The following is a 13315-nucleotide window of genomic DNA, read 5'->3' as shown; positions in this document are numbered from 1 at the left end:
TCGTTCACCTGGCGGCCGCCCATGCCGCGCGCCGTTCGTCCCAGAGGCTTCCATGGCAACCACGCCTTCCCTTTACGTCGATGTCTGGTCCGACTTTGTGTGCCCGTTCTGCTACCTGCAGATGCCGGTGCTCGACCAGCTTCGCAACGCCTACGGCGACGCGGTCGAGATCCGCTGGCATGCGTTCGAACTGCGTCCCGAACCCACGCCGCTGCCCGATCCGGACAGCGAGGCGCTGCACGACTCCTGGGAAAAGTCCATCTATCCGCTCGCGAACGACCGCGGCCTGACGATGCGCATGCCGCCCGTCCAGCCGCGCAGCCGCAAGGCGTTCGAGACCGCGCTCTTCGCCCGCGAGACGAACCGCTACGACCTCGTGCACCGCGCGATCTTCAAGGCGTATTTCGAGGACGGCCTCGATATCGGCGACGCGGACGCACTGCTCGACATCGCCGCGACCTGCGGCATCGATCCGGAGTTGCTGGAGGAGTCGCTGGCGGAAGGCGAATTCACCGATCTCGTGATCGAGGACGAAGAGTTCGCGAAGAAGATCGGCGTGACGGGCGTGCCGTTCGCCGTGCTCTCGCGCGACGGCGCGCCGGGCGAGGAACCGCCGCCGCCCATCGCGCTGCGCGGCGCGGCGCCCGTGCAGCACTTCGAGGCGGCCGTCGAGCGGCTGTTCCCGGACGGCTTCCCCGGCTGAAGAAGCACCGGGCGCCGCCTAGCTGCGCTCGGCCATGAACGACTTGAGCGCGATGCGCTGCGTCGGTTCGAGCGACTCGAACTCGAGCCCGTACGCCGCGTTCTGATGCGTGGCGTCGGGCGCGTGGACGTGGCGCACGATGGCGTGCGTGTCGATATGGACGTCGATGTCGTCGGTATTGAAGTGAAACGACAGGCGCAGCCGGTCGCCGGCGCGCGCCGCGGGCGTCACCACCGCGAGCGACATGCCGTACGGGCTGATGTCGCACACCCGGCCCACCTGGCCGAGCGGCTCGGCGTCGCTTTCGGCTGAAAAGCGCGCCGCGAGCCGCGTGGGCATGCGCGCGAACTTGCGCGCCCGCAGGCGCCGGATCGCGCCCGGCTCTGACAGCACGACGTAGTTGAACGGCTCGCGGCAGATCGCGTCGACGGTGCAGGCGAAGCGGAACACGCCGCGCCCCGACAACGCGACCAGATCGACCTGCTCGCCGCGCACGAGTTCGAGCGGCTCGGCGCCCGACATCACGGGCTGCGTGACGAACAGCGCCCGCTCGGCGTTGCGCCGCGCGGACGAAAAGCCGATCACCCGGCTCGCGTACATCGTCGATCCGGTGCCGCCCGTGCCGCGCAGGCCGACCCGCCCGCCGATCGCAAGCCCGATGTCGTCGAACGTCACCGCGGCCGGCTCGCCGCGGCGGGCGTCGTCCTCGCCTTCCGTCCCGGCCCGCGCCTGCGCCTCGGCACGCCGGTGCGGCTCGAAATGCTTGAAGAGGAAGTCGCGCGCTTCATCACCGGCCACGATGGTTCCCGCGTCGAACAGCAGCGCGCCGTCCTCGCCGACGATCGGCCAGGCGAGCGGCGTGCTCAACGGCACGTCGCCGGGGATGAGGCGCACGAGAGCCGGTCTGGGCGGCGCGGCGAGGGGATCTGCGGTCATTGTTTGGACGATTAAGTAACAATTTTCCGCAATCGTCGTGTGTTCCGTTTTTTACGTCAAGCCCCGGCGGCAAAAATTACGTGTTTCCGAAACCTCAACCCGCCTTTGCAATCGGCAGGCCGGCCGGCGCGGCGGCGCTCCGTTTTGCGGCGGCCGCGTGCGCATCGGGCAAATACGCGCGGCCCGCGCCGAAGATCTTCTCGCGCAGCGTGCCCGGCGCGTATCCGGTCTTGTAGGCGCCGCGCGCCTGAAGCTCCGGCACGACCAGATCGACGAAATCGCGATAGCACTCCGGCGTCACGGTGCGCGCGAGGTTGAAGCCGTCGATGCCGGTGTCCTCGACCCACGACACGAGCTCGTCCGCGACCTGCGACGCGCTGCCGACGAGCGTCGGATAGCGCCCGCCGAGCTGCAGCTCCTGGCTCAGGATGTCCGCGACGGTGCGCTCGCGCCCTGCCGCCGTGAGGTTCTTCATGACCGACTGGATCGCGTTGTTCTTCACGTAGCGGATCGGCTCGTTCGGCGCATAGCGCGAAAAGTCGATGCCGCTCGAACTCGCGTAGTGGGCAAGTCCCGCCTCGGGGCTCGCGTAACGCACGTAATCGTCGTATTTTTCGCGGGCTTCCCGTTCGGTCGGCGCCGTGACGATCGACATGCCCATGAAGAAGCGGATGTCGTCGCGCCGGCGTCCCTCGCGCTCGAGCGCGTCGCGCACGCCGGACACCAGCTTTCTCAGCGATCCGCGCTCCTGCTGCGACACGAACACGCACTCCGCATGACGCGCGGCGAACGCCTGCCCGCGCCCCGACGAACCCGCCTGGAACAGCACCGGCGTGCGTTGCGGCGACGGCTCCGACAGGTGGTAGCCCTCGACGTCGTAGTACTTGCCGTGATGCGCGATCCGCTTCACTTTCGCCGGATCGGCATAGACGCGCGCCGCGCGGTCGGCCCGTACCGCGCCCTCCTCCCAGCTCCCTTCCCAGAGCGCGTAGGCGACATCGAGAAACTCCTCCGCGCGATCGTAGCGCTCGTCGTGCTCGATCTGCCCGGCGAGGCCCATCGCCTTCGCCGCGCTCTCCAGATACCCGGTCACGATGTTCCAGCCGATGCGGCCGTTGCTCAGGTGATCGAGCGTGGAGAAGCGCCGCGCAAGCAGGTACGGCTCCTCGTAGGTCAGATTGACGGTCACGCCGAAGCCGAGGTGGCGCGTGGCCGCGGCCATCGCGGAGACGGTGAGCAGCGGATCGTTGACCGGAAGCTGGATCGATTCCCTCAGCGGCAGATCGACGGATTGCTGATAGACGTCGTACACGCCGACGATATCCGCGAGAAACAGGCCGTCGAACAGTCCGCGCTCGAGCAGTTGCGCGAGTTCGGTCCAGTAGGCGATGTCCTTGTATCGCGTCGACTGGTCGCGCGGATGCGTCCACAGACCGTGATTGATATGGCCGACGCAATTCATGTTGAACGCGTTCAGCAGGATGTGTTTGGGCATGTCGATGAAGTCGCGAGCGGAAGAATCGTCAAGCCTAACGATGCGTCCGCCGGCGCGGAACCGACCATTTCTGCTTTGCTTATGAGCGCGGTTCGGGCGTGAACGCACGCGATGCACATGAGCCCGCGAGGGCGCGCTGCCAAAGACACCGCGCCGCCTGGCAGCGGCGCAGTGTTATGCGCATAAGGTTTCGGGGCGCGCCGTTGTCAGTGCGAGCCGGCGCCCACCGCTTCGCGTGACGTCGCGGGAGCGTTTCCGTCCAGCACGCTTTCGATGGCGGCCAGCACCTGCGGCACATCGGGCGGCGCGCCGCCGTCGCCGACCGAGGTCGAGCGTCCCGGCTCCTCGATGCCGAAATGTTCGCGCGAGGTCGCGGCGAACAGCATCACGGTGCGGCGCTTGAGCGCGTGGGCGAGATGCACGAGGCCGGTGTCGGTGCCGACCACGAGTTCCGACGCCTGAATCCAGTGCGCGCATTCGGTGACGGTCAGCTTCGGCAGAACGATCGCGTCCGGCACGAGCGCGGCAATGTCCTCTGCCTCGCCGCGCTCGCCGTCCGTTCCCCACGGCAGCGCGATCCGGTAGCCGCGCGCGATCAGCCAGCGCGCGACTTCCGCCCAGCGGTCCTTCGGCCACTTCTTCACGTCGGCGGATGTCGCGTGGAACAGCATCGCGAGCGGCGCGCCCTGCGGGATGTCGAGGTTTTTCGCGACGGGCGGCAGAAGGACGTTGTGATCCGGAATGTCCTCGAATTCGTAGCCGAGCGCGTCGGCCACGCTCACGCGCATGCCGCGCCACGCGTCGGTATGGGGGCGCGGGCCGAAGCGCGCGTTATAGGCGAAGGCCGCGCCGCGCTCGCCGAGGTCCTTGTTGCGGTAGCCGTAGCGGCGGCGCCCGCGCGCGAGAAACGCGATGATCGCGCTCTTGTAGACGCCGTGGATATCGAGGATCACGTCGTACTTTTCCGCGCGCAATTCGCCGATCGACGCGGCGATCTCCTTCAGGTCCTTCCAGCTGCGCGCCTTCTTGAACTTGCGCAACGGCGCGCTCAGCACGCGCGCGACGCCGGGGTTCCAGCGGATGATGTCGGCGAAGGCGGCGTCGGCGGCCCAGTCGATCTGCGCGGACGGGAACGCCCGCCGCAGGTCGGCGACGACGGGCAACGTCTCGACGATATCGCCGAGGGACGTCACTTTGACAATCAGGATTCGCTTCATGGGCGTGCGGTGAAAGCTTTCGTTCGTTGGCACGCACCGCGAGAGGTGGCGACGCCGGGGCCGCGAGGCTGTCTGCGGCGGGCAGCGCGCTTTCGGCGTGTGGGGCGGCTCGAAAGACAAGAATTTTATGAATTCACAATCGATCGCGTGTCAGCATTTGTAAATGCGCATCACGTGATCTCAGAATTATCCGATTAAAAACCGGCTTTCTCCACTCTTTCTCCCGGTTCGGGCGAACAAAAATGCTCAGCGGCGGATGCAACGATCGCGTGTTTGCGGCCTTTTTTGCCGCAAACGGCCCCTTTCGCCGCCGATCAGCGCGCTTGACCTCTCATAGCGACGAAACCGAGAACGTGTCGCACTGGCTGATGTCGCCGCTCGCGAGGCCCCGGCGCAGCCAGCGCTGCCGCTGCTCGCTCGTGCCGTGCGTGAACGCTTCCGGCACCACGCGGCCCTGCGTTTGCTTCTGAAGACGATCGTCGCCGATCGCGCCCGCCGCGTTCAGCCCTTCCTCGAAATCGCCCGGCTCGATCAGCTTCGCGTTGTTGCGCTGGGCGGTGGCGGCCCACACGCCGGCGAAACAGTCGGCCTGCAATTCCACCCGCACCGACAGTTCGTTCGCCCGTTCGCGCGACATGCGCGAGCGGGCGCTGTCGACCTTCGACGAAATCCCGAGCACGTTCTGCACGTGATGACCGACCTCGTGCGCGATCACGTAGGCCTGCGCGAAGTCGCCGCCCGCGCCGAACCGCTCGCGCAGTTCGCGGTAGAACGACAGGTCGATGTAGACGTTGCGGTCGGCGGGGCAGTAGAAAGGCCCCATCGCCGCCTGCCCCATGCCGCAGGCGGTCTGCGTGCCGCCGGTGAAGAGCACGAGCTTGGGCGCCGGATAGTCCTGCTCGAACTGCGTGCGGAAGATCTGCTGCCACGTCCGCTCCGTGTTGCCGAGCACACGCCGCACGAACACCGCGCCCTCGTCGTTCGCGGGAGGCTGGTTTGAGGGCGCGGCCTGATGCTGCGGCGCATTGCCCTGCAGGACCGATGCGCCGTTGATGATCAGCATCGGGTCGATGCCGAGAAAATACGACGCCGCGAGCGCCACCACGATCGTGCCGATCCCGATCGTGCCGCGTCCGACCCGAAACCCTCCCCCGCCCCGGCGGTCCTCTACGTTCTGGCTTTCCGATTCGTCATCGAGGCGCATGGCTTTTCTCCGTTCTACTGGCGCAACCGCGCGGGCAGGCGCGGGCAAAAAAGCCGCTATCTTACCCGCCGGCCGGCGCCGTCCCTCGAGCTGCCGCGACACCATGACACGGCATTTTCTCTTGACCCGCTTATCAGCATTATGCGCACCACGGATAAACGAATAAGGGAAAAGCCGAACGAAATTCGCTGAAATAATTTTGTCGGATTTAAACGGCCTTAACGTTGTGACGAAAGTTCGAAAACGGGTGGTGCAGTGCGGTTGATTGTCGCGCAATCGCGGCGCAGCGGAAATGACCGGTCCTGACGGGCACTCTCAAAAATATCGGAATTTCAATCGCTTAGATGCGACAGAAGCCCAAAACTGCGGCATTTCCGCGCAATCGCGCGCTTTGACGCATCGCAACAGCCATCCTGGAATCTCGTTAAGCTGCGGCTCAGTTTCCGGTTTTCATTTAACCCAGCGGAAAGCCTCCGTCCTCAATTCCGGGCCGGCGGGGGTTATCGCCAGACCATCATGCATACGACTCAGGAAGCGCTCGATCTCGCGCGAATTCAATTCGCCTTTACTGTGTCATTTCACATTATTTTTCCCGCGCTGAGTATCGGGCTCGCGAGTTTCATCGCGGTCCTGGAAGGCGCCTGGATCAAGACCGGCAAGCCGGTCTACAAGGAACTGTGCCTGTTCTGGTCGAAGGTCTTCGCGGTCGCCTTCGGCATGGGCGTCGTCTCGGGCGTCGTGATGAGCTACGAGTTCGGCACCAACTGGGGCGGTTTTTCCAGCTTCGCGGGCCCGATCACCGGGCCGCTGCTCACCTACGAGGTGATGACCGCGTTCTTTCTCGAAGCGGGCTTCCTCGGCATCATGCTGTTCGGGTGGAACAAGGTCGGCAAGAAGGCGCACTTCGGCGCGACGCTGATGGTCGCGATCGGCACCCTGATCTCCACCTTCTGGATTCTCGCCTCCAACAGCTGGATGCAGACGCCGCAGGGTTTTCGGGTCGAAAACGGCCAGGTGGTGCCCGTCGACTGGTTCGCGATCATCTTCAATCCGTCGTTTCCGTACCGGCTCGCGCACATGGCGATCGCGGCGTTCATCGTCGCGGGGCTGGTTGTCGCGGCGACCGGCGCGTGGCATCTGCTGAAGGGCCGCCGCGATCCGGCGATCAGGAAGATGTTCTCGATGGCGCTCTGGCTGCTGCTCGTGCTCACGCCGGTGCAGGCGATCGTCGGCGACGCGCACGGCATCAACACCCGCGAGCATCAGCCGGCGAAGATCGCGGCCATCGAGGGACTGTGGGAAACCGAAAAGGGCGGGACCGCGCTGAACCTGTTCGGCATCCCCGACATGGAAGCCGAGACGACCAAGTACGCCGTGTCGATTCCGCACCTCGGCAGCCTGATCCTCACGCACAGCTGGGACGGCGAAATTCGCGGCCTGAAGTCGTTCCCGAAACAAGACCGCCCGAATTCGACGATCGTCTTCTGGAGCTTTCGCATCATGGCGGGGCTCGGCGTGCTGATGATCGTGATGTCGGCCGCGGCGTGGTTTCTCAGGCGCCGCAGAAAGCTCTACGAATCGCGCTGGTTCCTGCGCTTCGCGCTCGCGATGGGACCGACCGGCTTCATCACGCTGCTCGCCGGCTGGGTGACGACCGAAGCGGGCCGCCAGCCGTGGGTCGTGTACGGCGTGATGCGCACGGCTAACGCCGTGTCGCCGGTGACGGCGCAGCAGGTGGGCGTGTCGCTGCTCGTGTTCGTGATCGTCTACACGCTCGTGTTCGGCACCGGCATCTACTACCTGCTCAAGCTGCTCAGACACGGCCCGGCGCTGCCCGGCCAGTCCACGCCCGCGCCCGCCATGGACGACGCCGGCCACACCGCGCGGCGCCCCTTGAGCGCAGTCACTCAATCGATCGAAGGAGCATAAGTCATGGATCTCACCCTTGCCTGGGCCGCGATCATCGCGTTGGGCGTGCTGCTGTATGTCGTGCTGGACGGGTTCGACCTCGGCATCGGCATCCTGTTTCCGTTCTTCCCGGACCAGCACGACCGCGACCTGATGATGAACACGGTCGCCCCCGTCTGGGACGGCAACGAGACGTGGCTCGTGCTCGGCGGCGCGGGTCTCTTCGCCGCGTTCCCGATGCTCTATTCGACGGTGCTCTCCGCGCTCTATCTGCCGCTCGTGCTGATGCTCGTGTGCCTGATCTTTCGCGGCGTGTCGTTCGAGATCCGCGCGAAGGCCTCACGCACGAAGCACCTGTGGGACCTCGCGTTCATCGGCGGCTCGGCGGGCGCGACGTTTTTCCAGGGCGTGGCGCTCGGCGCGTTCCTGAACGGCATTCCCGTCACCGACGGCCGCTTTTCCGGCGACGCGTTCGGCTGGTTCACGCCGTTCAGCATGTTCACGGGGCTCGCGCTCGTCGTCACGTATGCGCTCCTCGGCTGCTGCTGGCTGATCGCGAAGACCGAGGGGGACCTGCAGCGCCGCTTTTACCGCATCGTGTGGCCGCTCACGGTCCTGCAACTCGCGACGATCGCCGTCGTCAGCATCTGGACGCCGCTTCAGGACGAAGGCATCGCGATGCGTTGGTTCGACTCGCCGCTCTTCTTCAAGCTGCTGCCGGTGCCCGTCCTGGTGCTCGCGTGCGCGTGGCTGATGCGCCGCTCGATCCGCTCGAAGCACGAGAAGCGGCCGTTCGTGATGGCGCTCGGATTCGTGCTGCTTGGCTATGCGGGGCTCGTCGTGAGTATCTCGCCGCACGAGATCCTGCCGGGCGTATCGCTCTGGGACGCCGCCGCGCCGCGCTCGAGCCAGCTGTTCACGATCGTCGGGGCAGCGGTGATCCTGCCGGTGATCGTCGGGTATACGACGCTGGGTTACTGGATTTTCAGAGGAAAGGTGCGCCATGGCGAACATCACTACCACTAGACAGCGCGGGCACGGCGGGCTCAGGCGGACGCTCTGGTTCATCGCGCTGTGGGCAGGCGGGGTCGGCGGGGCGATGCTGCTCGCCCTGCCGTTCAAGCTGCTCATTCAGGCGGGGGCGGCGATTCATTGAGGGGCCGGGGGCATGCGTGCGCCGTTTTCGCGGCAGGCCCGCCTGAAGCGCTGCCGCGTCATTGCGCCCCGGGCGGTTGCGATACCTTGAGATACGGCTTCAATTCAGGGTTCGTGATCGCCAGCAGGTTGAGCGTCGCGCTGCCGAAACGGCGTGCGAACTCGTCGTCGATCGTATTGCCGTAGTCGGCAAGCGGGAGTTCCAGCGGAAAGAGCCGCTCGGTGACTGCCAGGACCTTCTCGACGTCGAGCGTGTATGAAACGAGCGACTGGTTTTCTTCCGACCACATGACGACGACGCAGCGCTTCTCCGTGTTATCCGGCATCAGTAACCTCGACATTGCGGGTAAGCCATAAAGGCTCGCTGTGAACACAACTCCATGAAGCGCCCGCCACCCATCGCACTTTGATATGCCCGGCATTCGGCCATGTCCCGCTCGTACTGCAGGTAACACTCGGCTTCGTCGCCTTCGCTTACGCCGCGGGCCGCCATGTCCGTCGCGCTTTGCGACGGCATGTGTTCGCCCATTTCAAACGGCTGTGCATCGCCGAGCGGCGTTGATCCCGTTTCCGCAAAGCCTTCCGACAAATCCGGCACGCCGTAACGGCTGATCCATCCCGCCTTGGCGCACATCGGCAGAAAGAGTGCGGGCGCCGCGCGGACCGCCGCGTGCATCATCGCCTGATTGTTGGCATCGTGCCAGATGTCCCAATCGGCAGTCGACGTGTCGGGTACATCGGGCCACGGCTCTTTTTCAAGTGGCGCTTCCCCGTAGTCGTCCACGCCCCAAAAGCTCGATTCCTGACGCGAGTGCGCTGCGGCGAAGCCGCCGCGATATTCAGATTCGCGCTCGACGACGTACATGTCGCCATTGCGCACCGCCCGCCGCAGCGCATCGAGCGTGTGATGCGCATTGCCCTTGCGATAGTACGGAAACGACGCAACCAGAAAATCCTCGACGCGTTTCACCCGTTCCGCATTGCGCTCCCACACGTCGGGATAGACCGCGTCGAGCATTGCGCGGCTGCTTTCTTTTGCGGATCGGGATCGAACGGCGAACCCATGCGATAGCCGCTCGCGAGCTCCATCGTGTAGCGGTGTCCGCCGTAGTGCATGAGCCATGCCGTCATGCTTCATTTGCAATAGTGGCAACGGCACGACGCTAACGCACCTTCGGCGGCGCGCATCTCGAAAAAATACGCCCCGCGTTCAACTCGGCGCCTTCATACAGCCCACGTGCTCAGGAAGCCCCCACTCCCCTCCTCGCGATGTCGAGCGCCTCGGCCAGCACCCCCACATCGCCGATATGGTTCGCGAGCAGCAGCACCAGCTTCGCGTTCATGAACTGGCTCTCTTCATCGGTCAGGCCGTTGTGCGCATCGATGAGACGCTCGTAGAACGCGTCCGGGTCCGCAATGTTCGATTCGATATTCAGTCGGTTCATGGTCGTTTACCCGTTGCACGTTGCACGATGGAGGGCCGCCGCGATCGCGTCGGCGTCGAAGGCGCGCCAGCGGGCGCACACATGCTGGTCGGGACGCAGCAAATAGAACGTGCCCGGCCGCGCGTCGAAACGTTGCGCGACGATGCCGTCCACGTCCTCGACCACCGTCACGCCCGGCAGCGCCCGTGCCGACACGCCGCGCGGCACCACGATCAGCGGGCGCACCGGCACCGGCAGGCCCGCCAGCGCGCCGAGCCGCGCGGCGTAATCGCCCGGATCGTCGCCGGGGCCGCAGAAATGCACGCCGGCAAATTCGCCGCCCGTGTGGCTGAGCAGCCACGCGTCGGCGCCATCGACGATCACCGGCGCATCGGTGCAAACCGCTCCCGGCGACATCGCGCAGGAAAACGAATCCGCGGCCGCGTCGGGCGTATTCAGCGGCGAATCGCGCAGCACCGCGGGCACGGAGAGCCGCCCGCTGTTCACGATGCGCCGCGCGAACGGACAATCCTTCGCAAGCCTCAGCGTCGCGTCGCGGAACATGCGCGATACCGAGCTCTTCGGCGTGATGAAGTCGGTGGCGCGCGTGGAGTTCAGGATGTTCTCGTCGGCGGCGTACTCGCGCTCGGACGCGTAGGTGTCGAGGAGCGCCGGCGGCGCGTCGCCGTTGAGCACAAGCCGCAGCTTCCAGGCGAGATTGTCGGCGTCCTGCACGCCGCTGTTCGCACCGCGCGCGCCGAACGGCGACACGCCATGCGCCGAATCGCCCGCGAACAGCACGCGGCCATGCCGGAATTTCTCCATCCGCAGGCACGAAAACGTATAGACGCTCACCCACTCCAGCTCGAACTCGGCATCCTCGCCGAGCAGCGCCTTCACGCGCGGAATCACGCGTTCGGGCGCCTTTTCCGCGACGGGATCGGCGTCCCAGCCGAGCTGGAAGTCGATGCGCCACACGTTGTCCGGCTGCCGGTGCAGCAGCACCGACTGGTTGCGGTGAAACGGCGGGTCGAACCAGAACCAGCGCTCGGTGGGAAACGGCGCCTTCATCTTCACGTCGGCGATGAGAAAGCGGTCCTTGAACGTGCGACCGCGGCTGTCGAGGCCGAGAGCGCGGCGCACCGGGCTGCGCGCGCCGTCGGCGGCGATCACGTACTGCGCGCGCAGCGCATAGGTGCCGTCCGGTGTCTCGATCTGCAGCTCGACGCAGTCGTCCAGTTGCGTGACGCCGGTCACGTTGCTCTTCCAGCGCATCTCGAGGTTGTCCATCTGCCGCGCGCGCTCGGCCAGATAGCCTTCCACGTAATACTGCTGAAGATTGATGAACGCCGGGCGCGCGTGCCCGGTCTCCGGCAGCAGGTTGAACGTGTAGATGAGCTCATCCTGCAGGAACACCTTGCCGACGTTCCAGCTCACCCCCTTCTCCACCATCCGGTCGCCGCAGCCGAGGCGGTCGAAAATCTCCAGCGTGCGCTTGGCGAAGCAGATCGCGCGCGAGCCGCTGGAGAGCGTGTCGTCGTTGTCGACGAGCACCGTGCGCACGCCCTGCTGCGCCAGATCGATCGCCGCGGCCAGCCCGACCGGGCCCGCGCCCACGACGACGACAGGGTGCAGCGCCGGCGCGGCGGCATCGTGATCGGCGGCCCGCACATAGTCGAACCGCAGCGTTTGATAGTCGATCTGCATTGCGTCTCCGATGTTCAAGCGGGCGCCCGATTCGTCGAATGCGTTAGACGTATCCCGTTAATTCCGCATTGTACAAATCATTTCACATAGTTGAATCTGCGTTTACCCTGACGACAGGCGTGCGAACGCGCGCGAGGCGCTCGCGGCGTCATTGCAATCCGGAACGAAAAGATGCGCGGATCAGCCCGCGGAGAAGCCCAGCCGGGCGGACACGCGCGCCGCGCAGGCGCGCAGCGCCCGGGCGATCGTGCCGTCCCAGGCACCGTCGAACGAGCCGCTCGGGCCGATCGCGGTGATCGCGAGCACGATGTTGCGCGTGTGGTCGAAGACAGGCGCGCTCATCGCGCTGATGCCCGCGACCGGCTCGTCGATGGTCCGGGCGATTTTCCGCTCGCGCACTTCGGCGAGCAGCGCGTCGATCTGCGCGCGCGTGAAGCCGCGCCGCGCGGCGCCAATCTGCATGCCGCCGGCCTCTTCGACGGCGACGAGCGCCTCGACGGTCAGCGGCGGCAGATAGGCCGCGAACGCGCGCCCGGTGGCGGTTTGCAGCAGCGACATCACCGTGCCGGTGCGCATGGTGACGTGAATCGGCACGCTCGCCTCGTTGATGTGGACGATGGTCGGCCCATAGCTGCCCGAGGTGGCGAGCGCGACCGTGTGTTCGACCTCGGCCGCGACCGCGCCGATTTCGGGAATCGCGAGGCGCACCGGGTCGACGCGCTGCAGGCTGATCAGCCCCATTTGCAGCGCGAACGGCCCGAGTTCGTAGCGGCCGGTGGCGGCATCCTGCTGGATCAGGCCGAGGTTGCCGTAGCTGACGAGATAGGGATGCGCCTTCGCCGACGTCATGCCCGCCTTCTTCGCGAGATCGCCGAGCAGCATCGGGCCGCCATGATCCACGAGCGCCCGCAGCAGCGCGCCGCCCACTTCGATCGACTGAATACCGCGCCTCACTGCGCTCGTCCCTGCCCTTTTCTTGTCGAGGAGAATGGCCGGGATGATACCCGCATCGCGCACCGCCGGAATGCGGCGTTCAGCGCGCAGCCGGCCCCAGCCGGGCGATCAGCGCGCGGTGCTCCGGATGCGCCGCTTCGAGCGCGCCGGATGCGGCGAGCTCGAATTCGCTGAACTCGAAGCCAGGCGCGACCGTGCAGCCGACGAGCGCCGCGCCCGCCGCCGAACTGCATTCGGCGGCGAACCAGTCACCTGCCGGCACGACCGCCTGGAACACGGCGCCGGGATGCGTGAGCGCGTTGCCGAGGCGAGTGGTGTTCAGCCGGCCGTTCGCGTCGATCACGTGAATGTCGATCGGATCGCCCGCGTAGAAGTGCCAGAGTTCGTCGGAACGGATGCGGTGCCACGCGGAATGCGCGCCGTCGCAGAGCAGGAAGTAGATGGCCGTCGATGCCGAACGGGTTTCGCCGCCGCCGTCGTTCTCCCGTGTCACGCGCGATTGCGCGCGATAGGTCTCGCGAAAGAACCCGCCTTCGGGATGTGGCTGCAAGTTGAAGCGGCGGATGAGTTCGTCCTTGTCGATGCGCGGAGCCTGCATGGTCGGTGCCTCTC

The 13315-nt window shown here is 66.0% G+C and carries 14 protein-coding genes; 4 read left to right on the top strand and 10 right to left on the bottom strand.

Annotated elements, in window-relative coordinates:
- Positions 1-52: 52 nt before the first annotated feature.
- The gene (locus BG61_RS09060) at positions 53-703 is read left to right on the top strand and encodes a DsbA family oxidoreductase (protein ID WP_035929434.1); all 651 of its coding nucleotides are present in this window, start codon (positions 53-55) and stop codon (positions 701-703) included.
- A gap of 18 nt (positions 704-721) precedes the next feature.
- Here the strand turns inward: BG61_RS09060 and BG61_RS09055 are convergent, their stop codons facing one another.
- The 4 genes from BG61_RS09055 to ypfJ all read right to left on the bottom strand — a co-directional run bounded on the left by BG61_RS09055 (position 722) and on the right by ypfJ (position 5555).
- Complete coding sequence (locus BG61_RS09055) at positions 722-1639, bottom strand: flagellar brake protein (RefSeq protein ID WP_035929431.1); 918 nt, start codon at positions 1637-1639, stop codon at positions 722-724.
- 94 nt (positions 1640-1733) lie between these two features.
- Positions 1734-3134: an LLM class flavin-dependent oxidoreductase gene (locus BG61_RS09050; RefSeq protein ID WP_035929428.1), complete on the bottom strand. Its 1401-nt coding sequence runs from the start codon at positions 3132-3134 to the stop codon at positions 1734-1736.
- 206 nt (positions 3135-3340) lie between these two features.
- Positions 3341-4351, bottom strand: a complete 1011-nt coding sequence (gene waaC, locus BG61_RS09045) for a lipopolysaccharide heptosyltransferase I (RefSeq protein ID WP_035929424.1) — start codon at positions 4349-4351, stop codon at positions 3341-3343.
- Between the two features lie 331 nt (positions 4352-4682).
- Positions 4683-5555: a KPN_02809 family neutral zinc metallopeptidase gene (ypfJ, locus tag BG61_RS09040; protein WP_035929421.1), complete on the bottom strand. Its 873-nt coding sequence runs from the start codon at positions 5553-5555 to the stop codon at positions 4683-4685.
- A 516-nt stretch (positions 5556-6071) separates the two neighbouring features.
- Here ypfJ and BG61_RS09035 point away from each other — a divergent pair.
- Genes BG61_RS09035 through BG61_RS43235 form a run of 3 tightly spaced genes read left to right on the top strand, consistent with a single transcriptional unit; the run spans position 6072 to position 8619 of the window.
- Positions 6072-7484, top strand: a complete 1413-nt coding sequence (locus tag BG61_RS09035; RefSeq protein WP_035929418.1) for a cytochrome ubiquinol oxidase subunit I — start codon at positions 6072-6074, stop codon at positions 7482-7484.
- Positions 7485-7487: 3 nt separating this feature from the next.
- Positions 7488-8489, top strand: a complete 1002-nt coding sequence (gene cydB, locus BG61_RS09030) for a cytochrome d ubiquinol oxidase subunit II (protein ID WP_035929416.1) — start codon at positions 7488-7490, stop codon at positions 8487-8489.
- Complete coding sequence (locus BG61_RS43235; protein WP_169743295.1) at positions 8467-8619, top strand: hypothetical protein; 153 nt, start codon at positions 8467-8469, stop codon at positions 8617-8619. The genes cydB and BG61_RS43235 overlap by 23 nt, the downstream gene beginning before the upstream one ends.
- A gap of 58 nt (positions 8620-8677) precedes the next feature.
- Here BG61_RS43235 and BG61_RS09025 read toward each other — a convergent pair whose 3' ends face one another.
- From BG61_RS09025 to BG61_RS09000, 6 genes are all read right to left on the bottom strand, one after another.
- The gene (locus BG61_RS09025) at positions 8678-8944 is read right to left on the bottom strand and encodes a hypothetical protein (RefSeq protein ID WP_051672386.1); all 267 of its coding nucleotides are present in this window, start codon (positions 8942-8944) and stop codon (positions 8678-8680) included.
- Complete coding sequence (locus BG61_RS09020; RefSeq protein ID WP_035929410.1) at positions 8944-9636, bottom strand: hypothetical protein; 693 nt, start codon at positions 9634-9636, stop codon at positions 8944-8946. The genes BG61_RS09025 and BG61_RS09020 overlap by 1 nt, the downstream gene beginning before the upstream one ends.
- Before the next feature lie 223 nt (positions 9637-9859).
- The gene (locus BG61_RS09015; RefSeq protein WP_035929407.1) at positions 9860-10063 is read right to left on the bottom strand and encodes a DUF2783 domain-containing protein; all 204 of its coding nucleotides are present in this window, start codon (positions 10061-10063) and stop codon (positions 9860-9862) included.
- 6 nt (positions 10064-10069) lie between these two features.
- Positions 10070-11749 (bottom strand): FAD-dependent oxidoreductase, encoded by a 1680-nt coding sequence (locus BG61_RS09010; RefSeq protein WP_035929405.1) that lies wholly within the window; start codon positions 11747-11749, stop codon positions 10070-10072.
- Positions 11750-11929: 180 nt separating this feature from the next.
- The gene (locus BG61_RS09005; RefSeq protein ID WP_232256076.1) at positions 11930-12703 is read right to left on the bottom strand and encodes an IclR family transcriptional regulator; all 774 of its coding nucleotides are present in this window, start codon (positions 12701-12703) and stop codon (positions 11930-11932) included.
- Between the two features lie 79 nt (positions 12704-12782).
- Positions 12783-13301 carry a cupin domain-containing protein gene (locus BG61_RS09000; protein ID WP_035929402.1) on the bottom strand — a complete coding sequence of 173 codons (519 nt, stop codon included), beginning with the start codon at positions 13299-13301 and terminating at the stop codon, positions 12783-12785.
- Positions 13302-13315 lie beyond the last annotated feature (14 nt).

The organism is Caballeronia glathei, assembly GCF_000698595.1.
Classification (GTDB): Bacteria; Pseudomonadota; Gammaproteobacteria; order Burkholderiales; family Burkholderiaceae; genus Caballeronia; species Caballeronia glathei.
The sequence above is the reverse complement of the archived record's forward strand: the minus strand, read 5'-3'. Positions and strand labels throughout refer to the sequence as shown.

Bases quoted from the DNA above. Each gene is read 5' to 3' on its own strand.
- BG61_RS09060 (WP_035929434.1), top strand. From the start codon at position 53: ATGGCAACCACGCCTTCCCTTTACGTCGATGTCTGGTCCGACTTTGTG.
- BG61_RS09055 (WP_035929431.1), bottom strand. From the start codon at position 1,639: ATGACCGCAGATCCCCTCGCCGCGCCGCCCAGACCGGCTCTCGTGCGC.
- BG61_RS09050 (WP_035929428.1), bottom strand. From the start codon at position 3,134: ATGCCCAAACACATCCTGCTGAACGCGTTCAACATGAATTGCGTCGGC.
- waaC (WP_035929424.1), bottom strand. From the start codon at position 4,351: ATGAAGCGAATCCTGATTGTCAAAGTGACGTCCCTCGGCGATATCGTC.
- ypfJ (WP_035929421.1), bottom strand. From the start codon at position 5,555: ATGCGCCTCGATGACGAATCGGAAAGCCAGAACGTAGAGGACCGCCGG.
- BG61_RS09035 (WP_035929418.1), top strand. From the start codon at position 6,072: ATGCATACGACTCAGGAAGCGCTCGATCTCGCGCGAATTCAATTCGCC.
- cydB (WP_035929416.1), top strand. From the start codon at position 7,488: ATGGATCTCACCCTTGCCTGGGCCGCGATCATCGCGTTGGGCGTGCTG.
- BG61_RS43235 (WP_169743295.1), top strand. From the start codon at position 8,467: ATGGCGAACATCACTACCACTAGACAGCGCGGGCACGGCGGGCTCAGG.
- BG61_RS09025 (WP_051672386.1), bottom strand. From the start codon at position 8,944: ATGCCGGATAACACGGAGAAGCGCTGCGTCGTCGTCATGTGGTCGGAA.
- BG61_RS09020 (WP_035929410.1), bottom strand. From the start codon at position 9,636: ATGCTCGACGCGGTCTATCCCGACGTGTGGGAGCGCAATGCGGAACGG.
- BG61_RS09015 (WP_035929407.1), bottom strand. From the start codon at position 10,063: ATGAACCGACTGAATATCGAATCGAACATTGCGGACCCGGACGCGTTC.
- BG61_RS09010 (WP_035929405.1), bottom strand. From the start codon at position 11,749: ATGCAGATCGACTATCAAACGCTGCGGTTCGACTATGTGCGGGCCGCC.
- BG61_RS09000 (WP_035929402.1), bottom strand. From the start codon at position 13,301: ATGCAGGCTCCGCGCATCGACAAGGACGAACTCATCCGCCGCTTCAAC.